The sequence below is a fragment of the Pseudomonas sp. IT-P74 genome (assembly GCF_949768175.1).
Classification (GTDB): Bacteria; Pseudomonadota; Gammaproteobacteria; order Pseudomonadales; family Pseudomonadaceae; genus Aquipseudomonas.
The window spans coordinates 201,403-218,790 of the sequence record NZ_CATKQD010000022.1 but is presented as its reverse complement, the minus strand read 5'-3'; the positions used below and the strand labels follow the sequence as shown (position 1 = coordinate 218,790).

Here is a 17,388-nt window from a genome sequence, read left to right as displayed (position 1 = left end):
TTACTCCGTGCCCGCAGGATCGGCCTGCAGTGTGGTTTCGACTTCTATTGCCGGCTTGATATCGGGCTTGACCCACCAGGTGGCCGTGCCGATGTCGTACTTGGGCGAGACCTTGGGATGGCCGATGTGGTTCCAGTACGCCACGCGCCAGGTCTTGATGTGCCAGTTGGGTATTACGTAATAGCCCCATTGCAGCACCCGGTCCAGCGCCCGGGCGTGGGCTACCAGGTTGTTGCGCGAATCGGCGTTGATCAGTTGCTCGACCAGTTGATCGACCACCGGATCTTTCAGGCCCATGGAGTTGCGGCTGCCGGGCTTGTCGGCGGCATCCGACATCCAGAATTCCCGCTGTTCGTTACCCGGCGAGTTGGACTGCGGGAAGCTGCCGACGATCATGTCGAAGTCCCGGGAACGCACACGGTTGATGTACTGCGAGACGTCGACCCGGCGAATCACCAGGTCGATACCCAGGTCGCTCAGGTTGCGCTTGAACGGCAGCAGCACCCGTTCGAATTCGGTCTGGGCCAACAGGAACTCGATGACCACCGGCTTGCCGGCGGCGTCGACCATCTTGTCATCGACGATGCGCCAGCCGGCCTCCTGCAGCAGTTGATAGGCTTGCCGTTGCTGGGCGCGGATCATGCCGCTGCCGTCGGTGGTCGGGTTCTGGAAGGCTTCGCTGAATACCTGCGGCGGCAGCTTGGCGCGGAATGGTTCGAGGATCGCCACCTGATCGGCGTCAGGCAGGCCGGTGGCGGCCATTTCCGAGTTCTCGAAATAACTGCGGGTACGTGCGTAGGCACCGTTGAACAGTTGCTTGTTGGTCCATTCGAAATCCAGCAACAGCGACAAGGCCTGGCGCACGCGCACATCCTGGAACACCGGGCGGCGCAGATTGAACACGAAGCCTTGCATGCCGGTGGGATTGCCGTTGGGAATCTGTTCCTTGACCAGTCGACCTTCGGTGACCGCCGGCGTGTTGTAGGCGTTGGCCCAGTTCTTCGCGGTCATTTCCAGCCAGTAGTCGAACTGCCCGGCCTTGAGCGCTTCCAGAGCCACGGTGTTGTCGCGGTAGTAATCGGTGGTCATCACGTCGAAGTTGTAGAAGCCGCGATTGACCGGCAAGTCCTTGCCCCAGTAGTCCTTGACCCGCTCGTAACGCACCGAGCGTCCGGCCTTCACTTCACTGACCTTGTACGGGCCGCTGCCCAGCGGGATTTCCAGGTTGCCCTTGTTGAAGTCGCGGTCGGCCCACCAGTGCTTGGGCAGCACCGGCAACTGGCCGAGGATCAGCGGCAGTTCGCGGTTGTTGGTGTGCTTGAACTTGAACAGCACGGTGAGCGGGTCTTCGGCGATCACTTCGGCCACGTCGTTGTAGTAACCGCGGTACATCGGCGCGCCGTCCCTGGTCAGCATCTGGAAGCTGAACACCACGTCCTCGGCGCGTACGGGATGGCCGTCATGGAAGCGTGCTTCGGGGCGCAGGTAGAAGCGCACCCAGGCGTTGTCCGGGGCTTTTTCGATCAGTCGGGCGATCAAGCCGTACTCGGTGAACGGCTCGTCCAGGCCTTGCTTGGCCAGGGTGTCGTAGATGTTGCCGATATCGTCCGCCGGCACGCCTTTGCTGATGAAGGGGTTGAGGCTGTCGAAGCCGCCGAAACCGGCCTGACGGAAAATCCCGCCCTTGGGCGCATCCGGGTTGACGTAGTCGAAGTGTTTGAAATCGGCCGGGTATTTCGGCGGTTCGTTGTACAGGGTCACGGCATGTTGCGGGGCGGCGCAGGCCAGCCCGGCGAACAGCAGACCGCTGGCCTGCAGGAGCAGGGCACGGATGGGTTTCATCGATCTTTCTCCGAAGATTTCAGCCACCACGCGTTCAGGCCCAGGGTGTAGGGCGGCGTGGTGACGAAGGCGAGCCGGTTGCGGTACGCCAGACGGTGATTATTGAGGTACCAGTTGGGCACGATGTAGTGCTGCCACAGCAGCACGCGGTCGAGGGCCTTGCCGGCGGCGACCTGTTCATCGCGGGTCTGGGCGGCCAGCAACTGCTCGAGCAAATGGTCGACCACCGGGTTGGCAATGCCGGCGTAGTTCTTGCTGCCCTTGACCCCGGCCTGGCTGGAGTGAAAGTACTGCCATTGTTCCAGGCCCGGGCTGAGCGTCTGGTTGAGGGTCATCAGAATCATGTCGAAATCGAACTGGTCGAGGCGCTGCTTGTATTGCGCGCGATCGACCGTGCGCAGCCGCGCATCGATGCCGATGCTGGCCAGGGTCTCGACGTAAGGCTGGAGGATGCGTTCCAGGTTCGGGTTGACCAGCAGCAGCTCCAGTCGCAAGGGCTGTCCGGCGGCGTTCTGCAGGCGCTGGCCATTGAGCTTCCAGCCGGCCTCGCCGAGCAGGCCGAGGGCTTTGCGCAAGGTTTCCCGGGGGATGCCGCGGCCATCGGTCTGCGGCAGGCTGAACGGCTCGGTAAAGAGCCTGGCCGGCAGTTGCTCGCGATAGGGCTTGAGCAACAGCCATTCATGCCCGACCGGCAAACCGCTGGCCGAGAATTCGCTGTTGGGGTAATAGCTCATGGCGCGTTGGTAGGCGCCGCCGAACAGGGTGCGGTTGGTCCATTCAAAGTTGAACATCAGCCCCAGGGCTTCACGGACCCTGGTGTCCGAGAACGCCGGACGGCGGCTGTTCATGAACAGGCCTTGGGTCTGGGTCGGGATCTGATGGGGAATCTGTGCCTTGATCACCTCGCCGCGGCGTATGGCGGGGAAGTTGTAGCCGGTGTCCCAGTTCTTCGCCTGATGCTCGATATAGATATCGAATTCACCGGCCTTGAACGCCTCGAACGCCACGTCGCTGTCGCGGTAGAACTCGACCTCCATGCGGTCGAAGTTGTACTTGCCACGATTGACCGGCAGGTCCTTGCCCCAGTAATCCTTGACCCGTTCGAAGACGATCTGCCGCCCCGGTGTGGCCGAGGTGATGCGATACGGCCCGCTGCCCAGCGGCGGCTCGAAAGTGGTGGCCTTGAAGTCGCGGCCTTTCCAGTAGTGTTGCGCCAGCACCGGCATTTCACCCAGGCGCAGGATCAACAACGGATTGCCCGTACGCTTGAACACGAAACGAATCCGCCGGGGGTTGAGGATATCGACCCGCGACACTTCCTGAAGGCTGGTGCGGTACAGCGGATGGCCTTCCTTGAGCAACACGCGATAGGAGAACGCGACGTCGTAGGCGGTGATCGGCGTGCCGTCATGGAAGCGTGCTTCGGGACGCAGGTTGAACACCACCCAGCTGCGGTTCTCGTTGTACTCCACCGACTGGGCGATCAGGCCATAACTGGATGCGGGCTCGTCACCCGAGGGTGCGTATTGCCCCGTGCCGACCATCAGCGGTTCGTTGAGTTCGTTGATGCCGTATTGCAGGAAGCTCGGTGTGGTGACCGGGCTGGTGCCCTTGAAGGTATAGGGGTTGAGTGTATCGAAGGTGCCAAACGCCATGACCCGCAACGTACCGCCCTTGGGCGCTTGCGGGTTGACCCAGTCGAAGTGGGTAAATCGGGCCGGGTACTTGAGCGTGCCGAATTGCGCATAACCATGGCTTTCGCTGATCGTCGCGCTTGCGGTGGAACTCAAGGCCAGGCTGATCAGGAACAGGGGCAGGGGACGCTTCAAATAAGGGATCCGGTCCGGGCGGCTTGGGCATTGTGCACCGTACAGTAACAGCTTGTATGGACAGGAAAAAGAAGGGAGATTAATGCGCGGTATCGGCCAAGCAACAATCCCACAGGTTTTTGTGCTGCCCACAAAACTGTGAAGGCATAAAAAAGCCCCTGGATTCAGGGGCTGTTTTTTAATGCGGATTGGCCACCGTCAACATCTGGCCAGGCTTGAGCGCCTGGCCGACACGCGGGTTCCAGCGCTTGAGGTGCTGCATCTCAACGTTGAAGCGCTTGGCCACGATGTACAGCGAGTCGCCTTGCTGGACCTTGTACTTGGTCTGCTGCTTCTTCGCATTGGCTGCGATTACGGTGTTGACGCGCCCGGAACTGCGTTTGCCGGTGTCCTGCATGACCAGGGTCTGACCGGCCTTGAGATTCTTGCCGCTCAGTTTGTTCCAGCGTTGCAGGTCCTTCACGTCGACGTTGTTGGCCTTGGCGATGGAACCGAGGTTGTCGCCCCGCTTGACCCGGTAGGCGCGCTTGACGCTGGCGACCTGGGTGTCGTCGGCACCTTCGAAGACCGGCTTGAGCGATTTCTTGCTGATCAGTTCTTCAGGACGCATGGTCTGCAGGCTGCTGGTGAGCAGTTGCGCCTTGGAGGTCGGAACCAGCAGGTGCTGCGGGCCATCAAGGGTGGTGGTGCGCTGCTTGAAAGCCGGGTTGAGCTGGAACAGTTCGTCTTCGTCGATGTTGGCGACTTCAGCAACCTTGGACAGGTCCATGCGCTGATTGATTTCGACGACCTGGAAATACGGTTCGTTGGCGATCGGGTTGAGGTTCACGCCGTAGGCTTCCGGCGCCATTACCACCTGCGACAGTGCCAGCAACTTTGGCACGTAGGCCTGGGTTTCGGAGGGCAGCGGCAGGTTCCAGTAATCGGTCGGCAGGCCGAGGCGTTCGTTGCGCTCGATGGCCCGGCTGACGGTGCCTTCGCCGGCGTTGTAGGCCGCCAGGGCCAGCATCCAGTCGCCGTTGAACATGTCGTGCAGGCGGGTCAGGTAATCCAGCGCGGCGGTGGTCGACGCGGTGATGTCGCGGCGGCCATCATAGAAACGGGTTTGACGCAGGTTGAAGTAACGCCCGGTGGACGGGATGAACTGCCAAAGACCCACCGCGTTGGCCCGGGAATAGGCCATCGGGTTGTAGGCACTTTCAATCACTGGCAGCAGGGCCAGTTCCAGCGGCATGTTGCGTTCTTCAAGGCGCTCGACGATGTAGTGAATGTAGAGGCTGCCACGTTCGCCGGCGTTTTCGAGGAAAGATGGATTGCTGGCGAACCACAGGCGCTGTTGCTCGATGCGCGGGTTGACGCCCAGCCCGTCCTGCAGCTGGAAGCCCTGGCGCATGCGCTCCCAGACGTCCTGGGGGATTTGCGGGCTGGGTTTTTCGCTGAGCCAGATCGGCTTCTGCTTGGCGCGCGCGGCGATGTTCTGCGCGTGCGCCGCATCGGTCTGCGGCGCATGGCTGGAACAGCCCGCCAGGGTGGCGGACACAGCCACCGCTATGGCTTGAGCCAAGCGGGTCAATGCGTCTGAACTGATGGCTTTGCGAATAGGTGACGACATTGGCTGGAAGTAAGTTCCGGGCAAAAATGTCGGGCGATTCTAGAAAGCGCACCCTGCGCGGTCAACCTTTCAGAATTGTTGCAATCTTGAGAGACCCCTTTAGAACCTGTCTTTCCACGCTCGAAGCGCAGCAAAAACCATATCGGGCGCCGAGTTATCGGTGCCGGTCCGTTCGTCCGCTTTTTCTTTAACGGATGTTTCACCGGAGCGCAAAAACGGGTTTGTGAGCTTTTCCAGCGCCAGTGTCGAGGGCAGCGTCATGATCCCGGAATCCCGTTGGCGGGTGACTTTGGCCAAGCGTTCGGCGGTGTCCGGGTTGTTCGGTTCGACGGCCGCGGCGAACTTCAGGTTGCTGAGGGTGTACTCGTGGGTGCAGTACACCAGCGTGTCATCCGGCAAGCCGGCCAGGCGTGTCAGCGAGCTGTACATTTGCTGTGGGGTGCCTTCGAACAAGCGTCCGCAGCCGGCGGCAAACAGTGTGTCACCGCAGAACAGCAAGCCGTGATGGTAGTAGGCGATGTGCCCCAAGGTGTGACCCGGGACCGCGATGACGTCGAAATCCCAGCCGAGCACGCTGACCTTGTCGTTGTCCTTGAGCGCAACGTCCCGCCTCGGGATCGTTTCGCTGGCCGGACCATAGACTTTCGCGTCCGTCGCTTTTTTCAGCTGTTCGACGCCGCCGACGTGGTCATGATGGTGATGAGTGATCAAAATATCACTCAGTACCCAGCCCGGATTGGCACCGAGCCAGGCTTGCACGGGGGCGGCATCACCCGGGTCGACGACCGTGCAGCGCTTGCTGCCGTGATCTTGTAATAACCAGATGTAGTTGTCGGTGAAGGCGGGCAGGGCAGTGATCTGTATCATCGTCGGATTCGCCAAGCGGAAAACATTGGCGCATCTTAGAACTTCCTGGCGCGTTGGAGAATGCAATGACTGATAAAGCGTTCGCACAAGCCGATCCTGACTGGCTGGCGTTGATCAGCGCCGCCCGCGAGTGGCTGGCCGGTCCCATCGGGCAATTTTTGCTGGACGAAGAGCGGCGCATGCTCGAAGACGAGCTCGGACGGTTCTTTGGTGGCTATCTGGTGCATTACGGCCCCTCGGCCCAGACCCCGCCGTCGGCTCCCCAGGTACAGCGCAATGTGCGCCTTGGCGCGCCGTTGCCGGGGGTCGAGATCGTTTGCGAGGAGCAGGCCTGGCCGCTGAGCGAACATGCCGCCGATGTGGTGGTGCTGCAGCATGGCCTGGATTTCTGTCTGTCACCCCACGGTCTGCTTCGCGAGGCGGCCAGCAGCGTACGTCCTGGCGGGCATTTGCTGATCATCGGCATCAACCCCTGGAGCAGTTGGGGCCTGCGGCATGTGTTTGCCCAGGATGCACTGCGCAAGGCGCGCTGTATTTCGCCGTCACGGGTCGCGGACTGGCTTAACCTGCTGGGCTTCGCGCTGGAGAAACGCCGCTTCGGGTGCTATCGTCCGCCGCTTGCGTCACCGGCGTGGCAGACCCGCCTGGCCGGTTGGGAGCGCAAGGCCGGAGACTGGCAATTGTCGGGCGGCGGCTTCTATTTATTGGTGGCGCGCAAGATCGTGGTGGGCTTGCGTCCGCTTCGCCAGGAGCGGCGCGAACCGATGGGCAAGCTGATCCCGTTGCCGATGGCCAAGGTCAACCGGCGCAACATCGAACCGTAATACACACTTTTCATTTGCGGCCGGGCCTGTCCCGGCTTCGGGCGTCGTCGGTCAGCGATCGGCGGGCCAACGCATTTTCTGGATAGATTGGCATGAGCGATAGCGTAGAACTGTTCACCGACGGCGCCTGCAAAGGCAACCCTGGCCCTGGCGGCTGGGGCGCACTGCTGGTGTGCAAGGGCGTCGAAAAGGAACTGTGGGGCGGCGAGGCCAATACCACCAACAACCGCATGGAACTGATGGGCGCGATCCGTGGCCTGGAAGAGCTCAAGCGTCCCTGCGAGGTGCTGCTGGTGACCGACTCCCAGTACGTGATGAAAGGCATCAACGAGTGGATGGACAACTGGAAGAAGCGCGGCTGGAAAACCGCGGCGAAGGAGCCGGTGAAAAACGCTGACCTGTGGAAGCTGCTCGACGAGCAGGTCAACCGCCACAAGGTCACCTGGAAATGGGTGCGCGGACACATTGGCCATCACGGCAACGAACGGGCCGACCAGTTGGCCAACCGTGGCGTGGATGAAGTGCGCGGGTACAAGCAGGGCTGATTCCGTTCGACCGATACACCGAGTCGCGGCCCATCGCGAGCAGGCTCGCTCCCACAAGGGATCTTCGGCATATGGAGATCAACTGTTGGAGCGAGCCTGCTCGCGATGGACGTCACACGGTCTGACTGAAAGACCCCGGCGAGCGTGTTAACATCGCCGCTTTTGCACGATTGACCGATTGAGAGCTGAGCACTGATGGCCACCAGATCCGTTGTACTCGACACCGAAACCACCGGCATGCCGGTGACCGACGGCCACCGGATTATCGAAATCGGTTGTGTCGAGTTGATCGGCCGACGCCTGACGGGCCGGCACTTTCACGTGTACCTGCAACCCGATCGCGAAAGTGACGAGGGCGCCATCGGCGTCCACGGCATCACCAACGAATTCCTCGTGGGCAAGCCGCGTTTTGCCGAGGTGGCCGAAGAGTTCTTCGAGTTCATCAAGGGCGCGCAGCTGATCATCCATAACGCGGCGTTCGACGTTGGCTTCATCAACAACGAATTCGCCCTGATGGGCCAGCAGGACCGCGCGGACATCACGCAGCACTGCTCGATCCTCGACACCCTGATGATGGCCCGGGAACGTCACCCGGGGCAGCGCAACAGCCTCGATGCCCTGTGCAAACGCTATGGCGTCGACAACTCCGGCCGTGAGCTGCACGGCGCCTTGCTCGACTCCGAGATTCTCGCCGACGTTTACCTGACCATGACCGGCGGCCAGACCAGCCTGTCCCTGGCCGGCAACGCCTCCGATGGTAACGGTTCCGGGGAAGGGGCGGACAACTCGGCCACCGAGATTCGCCGTTTGCCGGCGGACCGCCAGCCGACGCGCATCATCCGCGCAAGCGAAGACGACCTGGCCCGCCACGCGGCGCGCCTGGAAATCATCGGCAAATCCGCGGGTGCTCCGGCGTTGTGGGTGCAGTTGGCCGAGGCTGAAGCGCAGGCTTGACCCTTTCAAAAAAAGGGACACCTTGTGACCCATTTCAGGGCATCCCGCTCGCCACATCCGCTGCAACACTCTACCCTGAGGTGATTGGCAGGCTCTGGTCTGCCGCCTCGGGACACTGAGCCTCATGTACAAAGACTTGAAATTCCCGGTCCTGATTGTCCATCGCGACATCAAGGCCGACAGCGTCGCCGGCGACCGCGTGCGGGGAATTGCCCGGGAGCTGGAGCAGGAAGGGTTCAGCGTGGTCTCGGCGGTGGACTACACCGAAGGACGTCTGGTGGCGTCGACTTACCATGGCTTGTCCTGCATGTTGATTGCCTCTGAAGACGCCAGCTCCCATTCCCATCTTTTACAAAACATGGCCGAGTTGATCGGTCTGGCGCGGGTGCGTGCGCCGGATCTGCCGATCTTCGCCCTGGGCGAAAAAGTGACACTGGAAAACGCGCCGGCCGACGCCATGGCCGAGCTCAATCAGTTGCGCGGCATTCTTTACCTGTTCGAGGACACCGTGCCTTTTCTCGCCCGGCAGGTGGCCCGTGCCGCGCGCAAATACCTTGATGGCCTGTTGCCGCCGTTTTTCAAGGCCCTGGTACAACACACGGCGGATTCCAACTACTCCTGGCACACCCCCGGTCACGGCGGTGGCGTGGCGTATCACAAAAGTCCGGTCGGGCAGGCGTTTCACCAGTTTTTCGGGGAAAACACCCTGCGCTCGGATCTTTCGGTGTCGGTGCCCGAGCTCGGCTCCTTGCTCGATCACACCGGCCCCCTGGCTGAAGCGGAGGCCCGCGCGGCACGCAATTTCGGCGCCGATCACACCTTTTTCGTGATCAATGGCACCTCCACGGCCAACAAGATTGTCTGGCACTCGGTGGTTGCCCGCGATGACCTGGTGCTGGTGGATCGCAATTGCCACAAGTCGGTGCTGCACTCGATCATCATGACCGGCGCGATCCCGCTGTACCTGTGTCCGGAGCGTAATGAGCTGGGGATCATCGGCCCGATTCCCCTGAGTGAGTTCAGCCGCGAATCGATCCAGGCCAAGATCGACGCCAGTCCGCTGACCAAGGGCCGCTCACCGAAGGTCAAGCTCGCGGTGGTGACCAATTCGACCTATGACGGCCTCTGCTACAACGCCGAGCTGATCAGGCAGCAACTGGGCAATAGCGTTGAGGTATTGCACTTCGACGAGGCCTGGTACGCCTATGCGGCGTTTCATGAGTTCTTTGCCGGGCGCTACGGCATGGGCACGTCCCGTGATGAAGACAGCCCGTTGGTGTTCACCACCCATTCGACCCACAAGTTGCTGGCGGCCTTCAGCCAGGCATCGATGATTCACGTGCGCGATGGCGGTGCGCGGCAACTGGACCGGGATCGCTTCAACGAAGCGTTCATGATGCACATCTCGACCTCGCCGCAGTACGGCATCATCGCCTCGCTGGATGTGGCGTCGGCGATGATGGAAGGGCCAGCCGGGCGTTCGCTGTTGCAGGAAATGTTCGACGAGGCCCTGAGTTTTCGCCGGGCGCTGGCCAATTTGCGCCAACACATTGCCGCCGATGACTGGTGGTTTTCGATCTGGCAGCCACCGTCGGCAGAAGGCATCGAGCGGGTCGTCACCGAGGACTGGTTGCTGCAACCCAATGCCGACTGGCACGGCTTTGGCGGCGTGACCGACGATTATGTGCTGCTCGACCCGATCAAGGTCACGCTGGTGATGCCGGGATTGACGGCCGGTGGCGCCCTCAGCGAGCGCGGGATCCCGGCGGCGGTGGTCAGCAAGTTCCTTTGGGAGCGCGGCCTGGTGGTCGAGAAGACCGGGCTGTATTCGTTCCTGGTGTTGTTCTCCATGGGCATCACCAAGGGCAAGTGGAGCACGCTGCTCACCGAGTTGCTGGAGTTCAAGCGCAGTTACGACGCCAACGTCGGTCTGGCCAGTTGCCTGCCCTGCGTGGCCCAAGAGAATGTTGCGCGCTATCAGGGCATGGGTCTGCGTGATCTGTGCGATCAGTTGCATGCCTGTTATCGCAGCAATGCCACCGCCAGGCACCTCAAACGCATGTACACCGTACTGCCGGAAGTCGCGATGAAGCCGGCGGACGCCTATGATCAATTGGTGCGAGGTGAAGTCGAGGCCGTGTCGATCGATGCGCTGGACGGGCGGATCGCCGCGGTGATGCTGGTGCCGTATCCACCCGGCATTCCGCTGATCATGCCGGGCGAGCGTTTTACCGAGTCGACTCGCTCGATCATTGATTACCTGGCCTTTGCCCGCACGTTCGATAGCAGTTTTCCGGGGTTCGTTGCTGATGTGCACGGATTGCAACATGAAGATCAGGGCAGTGGGCGGTGCTACACCGTCGATTGCATCAAGGAATGAGGACCTTTCCCAGTATGCAGCCGGTTATAAATCCGAATTTCCCAGGGTTGTCGGTACGGGTTGCCGACGAGGGTTTTGCCGCCTACATCTGGGGCAGTGATTTCAGTTTCGAGGTCGCGGCCTACGGAGCGGCGGAAATAGGCAAGCCAGTGGCACAATGGCCGGTCACTCCGATCACGCCCTATCGCAAGTGCTACGGCATCGATCCCGAAGAGTTCAGCAGCTTTCGCGATGCCGCCGACAGTGCGATTTTCATGGCGTATCTGGATGACCAGCCTGTGGGGCACCTGGTAGTCAGTACCAACTGGAACGGCTTTGCCCATATCGACGAGCTGGCGGTGCACGCACCTGGCCGGCGACATGGCGTGGCCAAGTCCCTGCTGGATGTGGCACATTTCTGGAGCCGCAAGAAAAAGCTTCCGGGCATCATGCTCGAAACCCAGAACAACAACCTGGGGGCCTGCCGGCTCTATGAACGCTGCGGTTACGTGCTTGGCGGGATCGACCACCTGCGCTATCGCGGCATCGATCCGAACACCGCCGAAGTGGCGCTGTTCTGGTATCGACTGTTTGAAAACCCGTTGGAAAACCCGTTCAGTTCGTCAGCATCGCCGCGGCTTGTTCCGTGACGATGGCCAACAGTGCCTGAATCGCCGCAGAGGGTTCGGCGTTTTTCAGGGTCAGGGCGTAAAGGCTGATCGGGACCGCTGGTGCCAGTGGGCAGGCGTCCAGGCCCGAGGCTTTGGCGCCGAGGGCGGTGAAGGGGTCGACGATGGCCAGCCCTTCGCCGGCCTCGACCATGCTGCGCATCATCTGATGCGTCTGGACCCGGGTCTGAATCACCGGGGCAGGGTGCAAGCCGTGCAATTTGTTTTCCAGCGCCGGGCTCAACGGATCGTGCCCCTCCAGGCCGATCATCGATTGGCCGGCCAGATCCTGCAGTGAAATGTATTTCTGTTTCGGTTGCAGCCAGCCATGGGGCGCGAGCAACTGGAGTTTGCCCTGGGCAATCACCTGGCAGTCGAGGTCGGCGTGATCGGGGTCATGCAGGCTCAGGCCCAGATCGCTTTCACGCAGCAGCAGGCTTCTGACGATGTCGCGGGTGGGCTGGCTCAGCAGTGTGCAAGGCGCATCGGGCAGGCGCCGGCGCAGGGCCGCGATGCTGTGTGGCAACAATTGGTTGGCCAGAGGCGGGGTGCAGATGATGCGCAGCGGCGGCGCCAGGTATTGCCTGAGGCTGTTGGCCAGACGCTGCACCGGTTCGAGCGCATCGTAGACCCGGGCAATTTCCACCTGCAAGTCCCGCGCTTCGCGGGTAGCCTGCAATCGTCCGCGCACGCTGGCGAACAGCATGAAACCCAACTGATCCTCGGCGTCGCGCAGCAAGTGCTCGACTTCGGCCACCGGCAACTGCAGCCATTCGGCGGCGGTGCCCAGGTGACCGGTCTGCAAGAGCGCCTGGATCACTTCGATATGGCGTAAGCGCATGCGTGAAGTCCATGTTCAGCAGGTGGAGGAGTCAGTGGCTGAATCCTACCCCAAGTCCGCGCATATGACTTCTGCTCATAACGACGGGTTATGAAACGCTGGCGGTTTGCGGTTCGCGGGTAATGGTCACGCCGGTTTGCACCAGCATGAATTCATTGTCGTCGACCTTGTTGACACGGTCGCCAATAGCCAGCTTGTAGGTGGTGACAGGGCCTGAGCCGTCTACCGCCGGGGTGGAGTCCTGGAACTCGTGCACCGAATAAATACGGCCTTGCGCATCTCTTGCATGGAACTGACCGACGAGTACTGCTGCCATCTGTTTAGAACCTCTGGAGATAAATCACTCAATTTGCGGCACTGTAGACCGTGCATGGGCGAGGTAAGTTTTCCTACGGGAAAAAAATAGTCAGGGACGGTGTTTTCGGTCGCCCGCTGCTTGAATCGTCATCTATAACTACAAGCTCTTCCTATCGGACAGTCGAGAAACTCTTATGAGCAACGTCTATACGATCGCCGTCGTGGTCGGCAGCTTGAGAAAGGAATCGATCAACCGCAAGGTCGCACGGGCCCTGATAGAACTGGCGCCGGCCAATCTCAAGCTCGACATCGTCGAAATTGGCGATCTGCCGCTCTATAACGAAGACATCGATGGCGCTTCACCGCCGGCAGCCTACAGCACTTTCCGACAACAGGTGAGCTCATCCGACGCGGTGTTGTTCGTGACCCCGGAATACAACCGATCGGTGCCGGCACCGTTGAAAAATGCGATTGACGTCGGTTCTCGCCCTTATGGCAAGAGTTCGTGGAATGGCAAGCCCGGCGCCGTTATCAGTGTTTCGCCGGGGGCCGTCGGCGGGTTCGGTGCCAATCACAACCTGCGTCAATCCATGGTGTTTCTGAATGTGCCGATGATGCAGCAGCCGGAGGCCTATCTGGGGAACGCCGGTTCGGCATTCGACGAGGCGGGCAAGCTTTCTGAGTCGGTCAAGCCGTTCCTGCAAAATTTCATCAATGCCTATGGGCAATGGGTTGAGCAGCACAAGAAGGTTTGATGGTCATTGATCAGCGTATTGTCCTGCCAGGCGCTGGGCGGTTATCTCTTTAGGCCGGGCTGGCCCCTTCGCGAGCAGGCTCGCTCCCACAGGGATCTTCAGTGGATACAAGATTTGTGTTCGGCTGGGACCCATTGTGGGAGCGAGCCTGCTCGCGATGAGGCCGGCTCAGACACAGCAGAACTCAGGCATTACCCGGCACATTGGGCCAAAGGTCCGACACCAGAAACAATCGCTCGGCCTCTTCCCAGTCGCCATTGGCATTTTCCGTCAGGCGCACCAGCAGTTGTGCCGGCGCCAATGGGTCCAGGTCATCCAGCCATGCCTGCATCTGTCCGGGGTTCCAGGTGTGCTCGGCCGAATAATGCGCCGGCGCCAGCCAGGCGTGGCGGGGCAGGGGTTGCCAGCGGCCGGGCGGGCTCTGGGCCAACAACGCCGGCCAATCCTTTTGATGCAACCAGCGACCGCGCAAATGTTGCGGATGGGCACCCGATGGCGGGGCGGCTTGTCCGGGCCATGGGTACAGCAAGTATCCCCCCAGCCATAAATGGGCGCTGAACGCCTGGATATCCAGCGCCGCCAGCACTTCACGGCTCTCGGCGCGAGCTGAAATCGGCAATTGATGCTGGCTCAGATGCGCCAGTTTGCGGTCGAGTCGGTCGTGGCAGCCGGGGCCCAGCCACTGGGAGGTGTCGTGTCCGTCGCCGGATTGCGGGCCGAGGTAGAGCTTGATCGCCAGTTCCAGGTGATGCACGCCGTCGCGGTCGCGCAGCAGCATGTCCAGTTCACCCAGGGTGTGCCCCTCGCGGCGAATCGGCATGTTGGCGGCAATCAGCTCAATGCCCGGCGCATGCTGCACGGCGAATTGCCAGAGGCGTTCGTAGTACAAACCCAGGCGCCGGGTCCGGGCCTGGGCCAGCCAGTGCAGCAGACCATAACTGTCCCGATCCAGTTGCCGCAACCAGTGCTCCAGGCGATCCGGTGCCTGCACCCAGTCGCTGCCGGCCAGCGGGTGGCGCTGCGGCCACGGGGTATCGTCCAGCATGGGCGGCGCGAGGATGACCCACGCCAGGTCACGCACTTCGGGATGGCGTAACTGATGGGGCAGGTGGAGCAAATCGGGAAATAGCATCATCTTGCGAGCATAGCCCGAAACCCGGGCACACCCTTGAAGCTGAAAGGATTTTGTCTACGGGCGGCTTTCGCCCATAATCGTGGTTTTCGCCGCCACGCAGATCCCCGCAGGAGCCCCATGGAGCAATTTCGCAATATCGGCATCATCGGTCGCCTGGGCAGTTCCCAGGTGCTGGATACCGTCCGCCGACTGAAACGGTTTCTGCTCGATCGTCACCTGCACGTGATCCTCGAAGACACCATCGCCGAAGTGCTGCCAGGGCACGGCTTGCAAACCTCGTCGCGCAAGATGCTTGGCGAAGTGTGCGACATGGTCATCGTGGTCGGTGGTGACGGCAGCCTGCTCGGTGCCGCCCGGGCATTGGCCAGGCACAATATTCCGGTGCTCGGCATCAACCGCGGCAGCCTGGGTTTCCTCACCGACATCCGTCCCGATGAGCTGGAAACCAAGGTCGCCGAAGTGCTGGACGGCCACTATCTGGTGGAAAACCGCTTCCTGTTGCAGGCCGAAGTCCGTCGCCACGGCGAGGCCATCGGCCAGGGCGACGCACTGAACGATGTGGTGCTGCACCCCGGCAAATCCACGCGAATGATCGAGTTCGAGCTGTACATCGACGGCCAGTTCGTCTGCAGCCAAAAGGCCGACGGCCTGATCGTCGCGACGCCGACCGGTTCCACCGCCTACGCGCTGTCCGCTGGCGGACCGATCATGCATCCAAAGCTCGACGCTATTGTGATTGTGCCGATGTACCCCCATACCTTGTCGGGTAGACCCATCGTGGTCGATGGCAACAGTGAGCTGAAAATCGTCGTGTCCAAGGATATGCAGATTTACCCGCAAGTCTCGTGCGACGGGCAGAACCACTTTACCTGCGCGCCGGGGGACACCATTACCGTCAGCAAGAAAGCCCAGAAACTGCGGCTGATCCATCCGCTTGACCACAACTACTATGAAGTCTGCCGGACCAAGCTCGGCTGGGGCAGCAAGTTGGGGGGTGGAGGCGACTGATGCTCGATCCCGCGCGTAGCTACGACCTGATCGGTGACGTGCACGGTTGCGCCTTGACCCTGGAGCACTTGCTCGACCGACTCGGTTATCACAAGCAGGGAGGTGTCTGGCGGCATGCCTCGCGCATGGCGGTGTTCGTCGGCGATATCATCGACCGCGGCCCGCGGATTCGCGAGGCACTGCATATCGTCCACGACATGGTCGAGGCCGGTCAGGCGCTGTGCATCATGGGCAACCATGAATTCAACGCACTGGGCTGGAGCACGCCGGCGCTGCCCGGCAGCGGCAAGCAGTTCGTGCGCGAGCACACGCCGCGCCATGCCCGCCTGCTGCACGAAACCCTGACCCAGTTCGAACACCATCCGGGTGACTGGCACGACTTCCAGCAATGGTTCTACGAGCTGCCGTTGTTCGTCGATGCCGGGCGTTTTCGCGTGGTCCACGCCTGCTGGGACGCCGGCCTGATCGAGCCGCTGCGGGCGTTGTTCCCCAACGGCTGCGTCGACGAGCATTTTGTCCAGGCGTCGGCGCAGGCGGGCTCCTTTGCCTGCACCGTATTCGACCGGCTGCTGCGTGGCACGGACATGCGCTTGCCCCATGGCCTGACCATGACCAGCGGCGATGGCCTGGTGCGTTCGTTCTTCCGGACCAAGTTCTGGGAAGACGATCCGAAAACCTACGGCGATATCGTGTTCCAGCCGGATGCACTGCCCGAACCCGTGGCCCGGACGCCGCTGACGTCCACCGAAAAGAACAGTTTGCTGCGCTACGGCATCGATGAGCCGCTGTTGTTCGTCGGCCATTACTGGCGCAGCGGCAAGCCGGCGCCGATCCGGCCGAACCTGGCCTGTCTGGATTACAGCGCGGTGCTGTACGGCAAACTGGTTGCCTACCGACTGGATCAGGAAACCCGCCTGGATCCGCAAAAATTCGTCTGGGTCGATGTCGAGCGGCCGGAGGTGCTGCAATGAGTGCTGTAGCGGTATTGCGTCTGCCCCTGGCGGTGGACTTGAGCGGGTTCGTCACTTTGCTCAAGCGCATGCAAGTGCCCCATCGGGTCAGCGAAGAAGCTGGCGAGCAGGTGCTGTGGGTGCCGGACAACATCAGCGAAGACGTGCGTGCGCTGTACGAACGTTTTCCGGCGGGTGACCCCGACCGGCAACTGGACATTCCGCTGGCGCAAACCATCAAGCGTCCGGGGTTCGTCGAGCAGTTGAAATACGCCAGGGCTACCGCGCTGGTATTGCTGCTGAGCATGATCGTCGGCGCGGTCACCTTGCTGGGCGACAACCTTGAAACGATGCGCTGGCTGACCTTCCTCGAATTCCGCGTGGTCGGCGAATACATCCACTTCACGCCACTGGCCGACAGCCTGGCGGCGGGGCAGTGGTGGCGCCTGGTCACGCCGATGCTGATCCACTTCGGCATCCTGCACCTGGCGATGAACGGCATGTGGTACTGGGAACTGGGGCGGCGCATCGAGTCGCGCCAGGGCAGTATCAACCTGATCGGCCTGACCTTGCTGTTCAGCCTGGTGTCCAACTTCGCCCAGTATCTGTTCAGCGGGCCGACCCTGTTCGGCGGTTTGTCCGGCGTGCTGTACGGCCTGCTCGGGCATTGCTGGATCTTCCAGCTGCTGGCGCCGAACCCGGCTTATCGCCTGCCGCGCGGCGTGCTGGTGATGATGCTGGTGTGGTTGCTGCTGTGCCTGTCCGGGCTGGTCTCGATGATCGGCTTCGGCGAGATCGCCAACGCGGCCCACGTCAGCGGGTTACTCATCGGATGCTTCACCGGTTTGTTGGGCGGTTTGTACAACCGCCGTAAACTGGCCGCCTAATTTAAGAACATGCAA

General features: G+C 61.5%; 16 protein-coding genes. 9 read left to right on the top strand and 7 right to left on the bottom strand.

The window, feature by feature from the left end; all coding sequences use genetic code 11:
* From ACM6J5_RS14865 to gloB, 4 genes are all read right to left on the bottom strand, one after another.
* Complete coding sequence (locus ACM6J5_RS14865; RefSeq protein ID WP_095946073.1) at nucleotides 1–1,842, bottom strand: extracellular solute-binding protein; 1,842 nt, start codon at nucleotides 1,840–1,842, stop codon at nucleotides 1–3.
* Nucleotides 1,839–3,659: an extracellular solute-binding protein gene (locus ACM6J5_RS14860; RefSeq protein WP_414928946.1), complete on the bottom strand. Its 1,821-nt coding sequence runs from the start codon at nucleotides 3,657–3,659 to the stop codon at nucleotides 1,839–1,841. Before ACM6J5_RS14860 ends, ACM6J5_RS14865 begins: the two co-directional genes overlap by 4 nt.
* Before the next feature lie 190 nt (nucleotides 3,660–3,849).
* Nucleotides 3,850–5,283 carry a transglycosylase SLT domain-containing protein gene (locus ACM6J5_RS14855; RefSeq protein WP_095946201.1) on the bottom strand — a complete coding sequence of 478 codons (1,434 nt, stop codon included), beginning with the start codon at nucleotides 5,281–5,283 and terminating at the stop codon, nucleotides 3,850–3,852.
* A 99-nt stretch (nucleotides 5,284–5,382) separates the two neighbouring features.
* Nucleotides 5,383–6,150, bottom strand: a complete 768-nt coding sequence (gene gloB / locus ACM6J5_RS14850; RefSeq protein ID WP_414928945.1) for a hydroxyacylglutathione hydrolase — start codon at nucleotides 6,148–6,150, stop codon at nucleotides 5,383–5,385.
* A gap of 65 nt (nucleotides 6,151–6,215) precedes the next feature.
* On the opposite strand from gloB, the gene ACM6J5_RS14845 reads away from it, so the two are divergent.
* The 5 genes from ACM6J5_RS14845 (at nucleotide 6,216) to ACM6J5_RS14825 (ending at nucleotide 11,482) form a co-directional block, all read left to right on the top strand.
* Entirely contained in the window at nucleotides 6,216–6,974 is a 759-nt protein-coding gene (locus ACM6J5_RS14845; RefSeq protein ID WP_095946203.1) for a class I SAM-dependent methyltransferase, read from the top strand.
* 92 nt (nucleotides 6,975–7,066) lie between these two features.
* The gene (gene rnhA, locus ACM6J5_RS14840; protein ID WP_007979123.1) at nucleotides 7,067–7,519 is read left to right on the top strand and encodes a ribonuclease HI; all 453 of its coding nucleotides are present in this window, start codon (nucleotides 7,067–7,069) and stop codon (nucleotides 7,517–7,519) included.
* 195 nt (nucleotides 7,520–7,714) lie between these two features.
* Nucleotides 7,715–8,473, top strand: a complete 759-nt coding sequence (dnaQ, locus tag ACM6J5_RS14835; protein ID WP_046037200.1) for a DNA polymerase III subunit epsilon — start codon at nucleotides 7,715–7,717, stop codon at nucleotides 8,471–8,473.
* Between the two features lie 124 nt (nucleotides 8,474–8,597).
* Nucleotides 8,598–10,853, top strand: a complete 2,256-nt coding sequence (locus ACM6J5_RS14830) for an Orn/Lys/Arg decarboxylase N-terminal domain-containing protein (RefSeq protein WP_414928828.1) — start codon at nucleotides 8,598–8,600, stop codon at nucleotides 10,851–10,853.
* Between the two features lie 14 nt (nucleotides 10,854–10,867).
* Nucleotides 10,868–11,482, top strand: a complete 615-nt coding sequence (locus ACM6J5_RS14825) for a GNAT family N-acetyltransferase (protein WP_095946206.1) — start codon at nucleotides 10,868–10,870, stop codon at nucleotides 11,480–11,482.
* Here ACM6J5_RS14825 and ACM6J5_RS14820 read toward each other — a convergent pair.
* A complete protein-coding gene (locus ACM6J5_RS14820; protein WP_414928827.1) occupies nucleotides 11,448–12,341 on the bottom strand; it encodes a LysR substrate-binding domain-containing protein in 894 nt (297 codons plus the stop codon). The two genes, ACM6J5_RS14825 and ACM6J5_RS14820, sit on opposite strands and share 35 nt — an antisense overlap.
* A gap of 88 nt (nucleotides 12,342–12,429) precedes the next feature.
* Nucleotides 12,430–12,657 (bottom strand): hypothetical protein, encoded by a 228-nt coding sequence (locus ACM6J5_RS14815; protein ID WP_095946208.1) that lies wholly within the window; start codon nucleotides 12,655–12,657, stop codon nucleotides 12,430–12,432.
* Nucleotides 12,658–12,832: 175 nt separating this feature from the next.
* On the opposite strand from ACM6J5_RS14815, the gene ACM6J5_RS14810 reads away from it, so the two are divergent.
* Complete coding sequence (locus ACM6J5_RS14810) at nucleotides 12,833–13,393, top strand: NADPH-dependent FMN reductase (protein ID WP_095946209.1); 561 nt, start codon at nucleotides 12,833–12,835, stop codon at nucleotides 13,391–13,393.
* Between the two features lie 184 nt (nucleotides 13,394–13,577).
* On the opposite strand, the gene ACM6J5_RS14805 is transcribed toward ACM6J5_RS14810, so the two are convergent.
* Nucleotides 13,578–14,528, bottom strand: coding sequence for a DUF1853 family protein (locus ACM6J5_RS14805; protein WP_414928826.1), 951 nt, complete (start codon nucleotides 14,526–14,528; stop codon nucleotides 13,578–13,580).
* 117 nt (nucleotides 14,529–14,645) lie between these two features.
* Between ACM6J5_RS14805 and ACM6J5_RS14800 the strand changes: the two genes are divergently transcribed.
* From ACM6J5_RS14800 to ACM6J5_RS14790, 3 genes are read left to right on the top strand one after another with little or no spacing between them, the layout of a single operon-like run.
* Nucleotides 14,646–15,536, top strand: a complete 891-nt coding sequence (locus ACM6J5_RS14800) for an NAD(+) kinase (protein ID WP_057398469.1) — start codon at nucleotides 14,646–14,648, stop codon at nucleotides 15,534–15,536.
* Nucleotides 15,536–16,507 (top strand): metallophosphoesterase, encoded by a 972-nt coding sequence (locus tag ACM6J5_RS14795; protein WP_095946211.1) that lies wholly within the window; start codon nucleotides 15,536–15,538, stop codon nucleotides 16,505–16,507. Before ACM6J5_RS14800 ends, ACM6J5_RS14795 begins: the two co-directional genes overlap by 1 nt.
* The gene (locus tag ACM6J5_RS14790; RefSeq protein WP_095946212.1) at nucleotides 16,504–17,373 is read left to right on the top strand and encodes a rhomboid family intramembrane serine protease; all 870 of its coding nucleotides are present in this window, start codon (nucleotides 16,504–16,506) and stop codon (nucleotides 17,371–17,373) included. The genes ACM6J5_RS14795 and ACM6J5_RS14790 overlap by 4 nt, the downstream gene beginning before the upstream one ends.
* The last annotated feature ends 15 nt before the right edge of the window (nucleotides 17,374–17,388 follow it).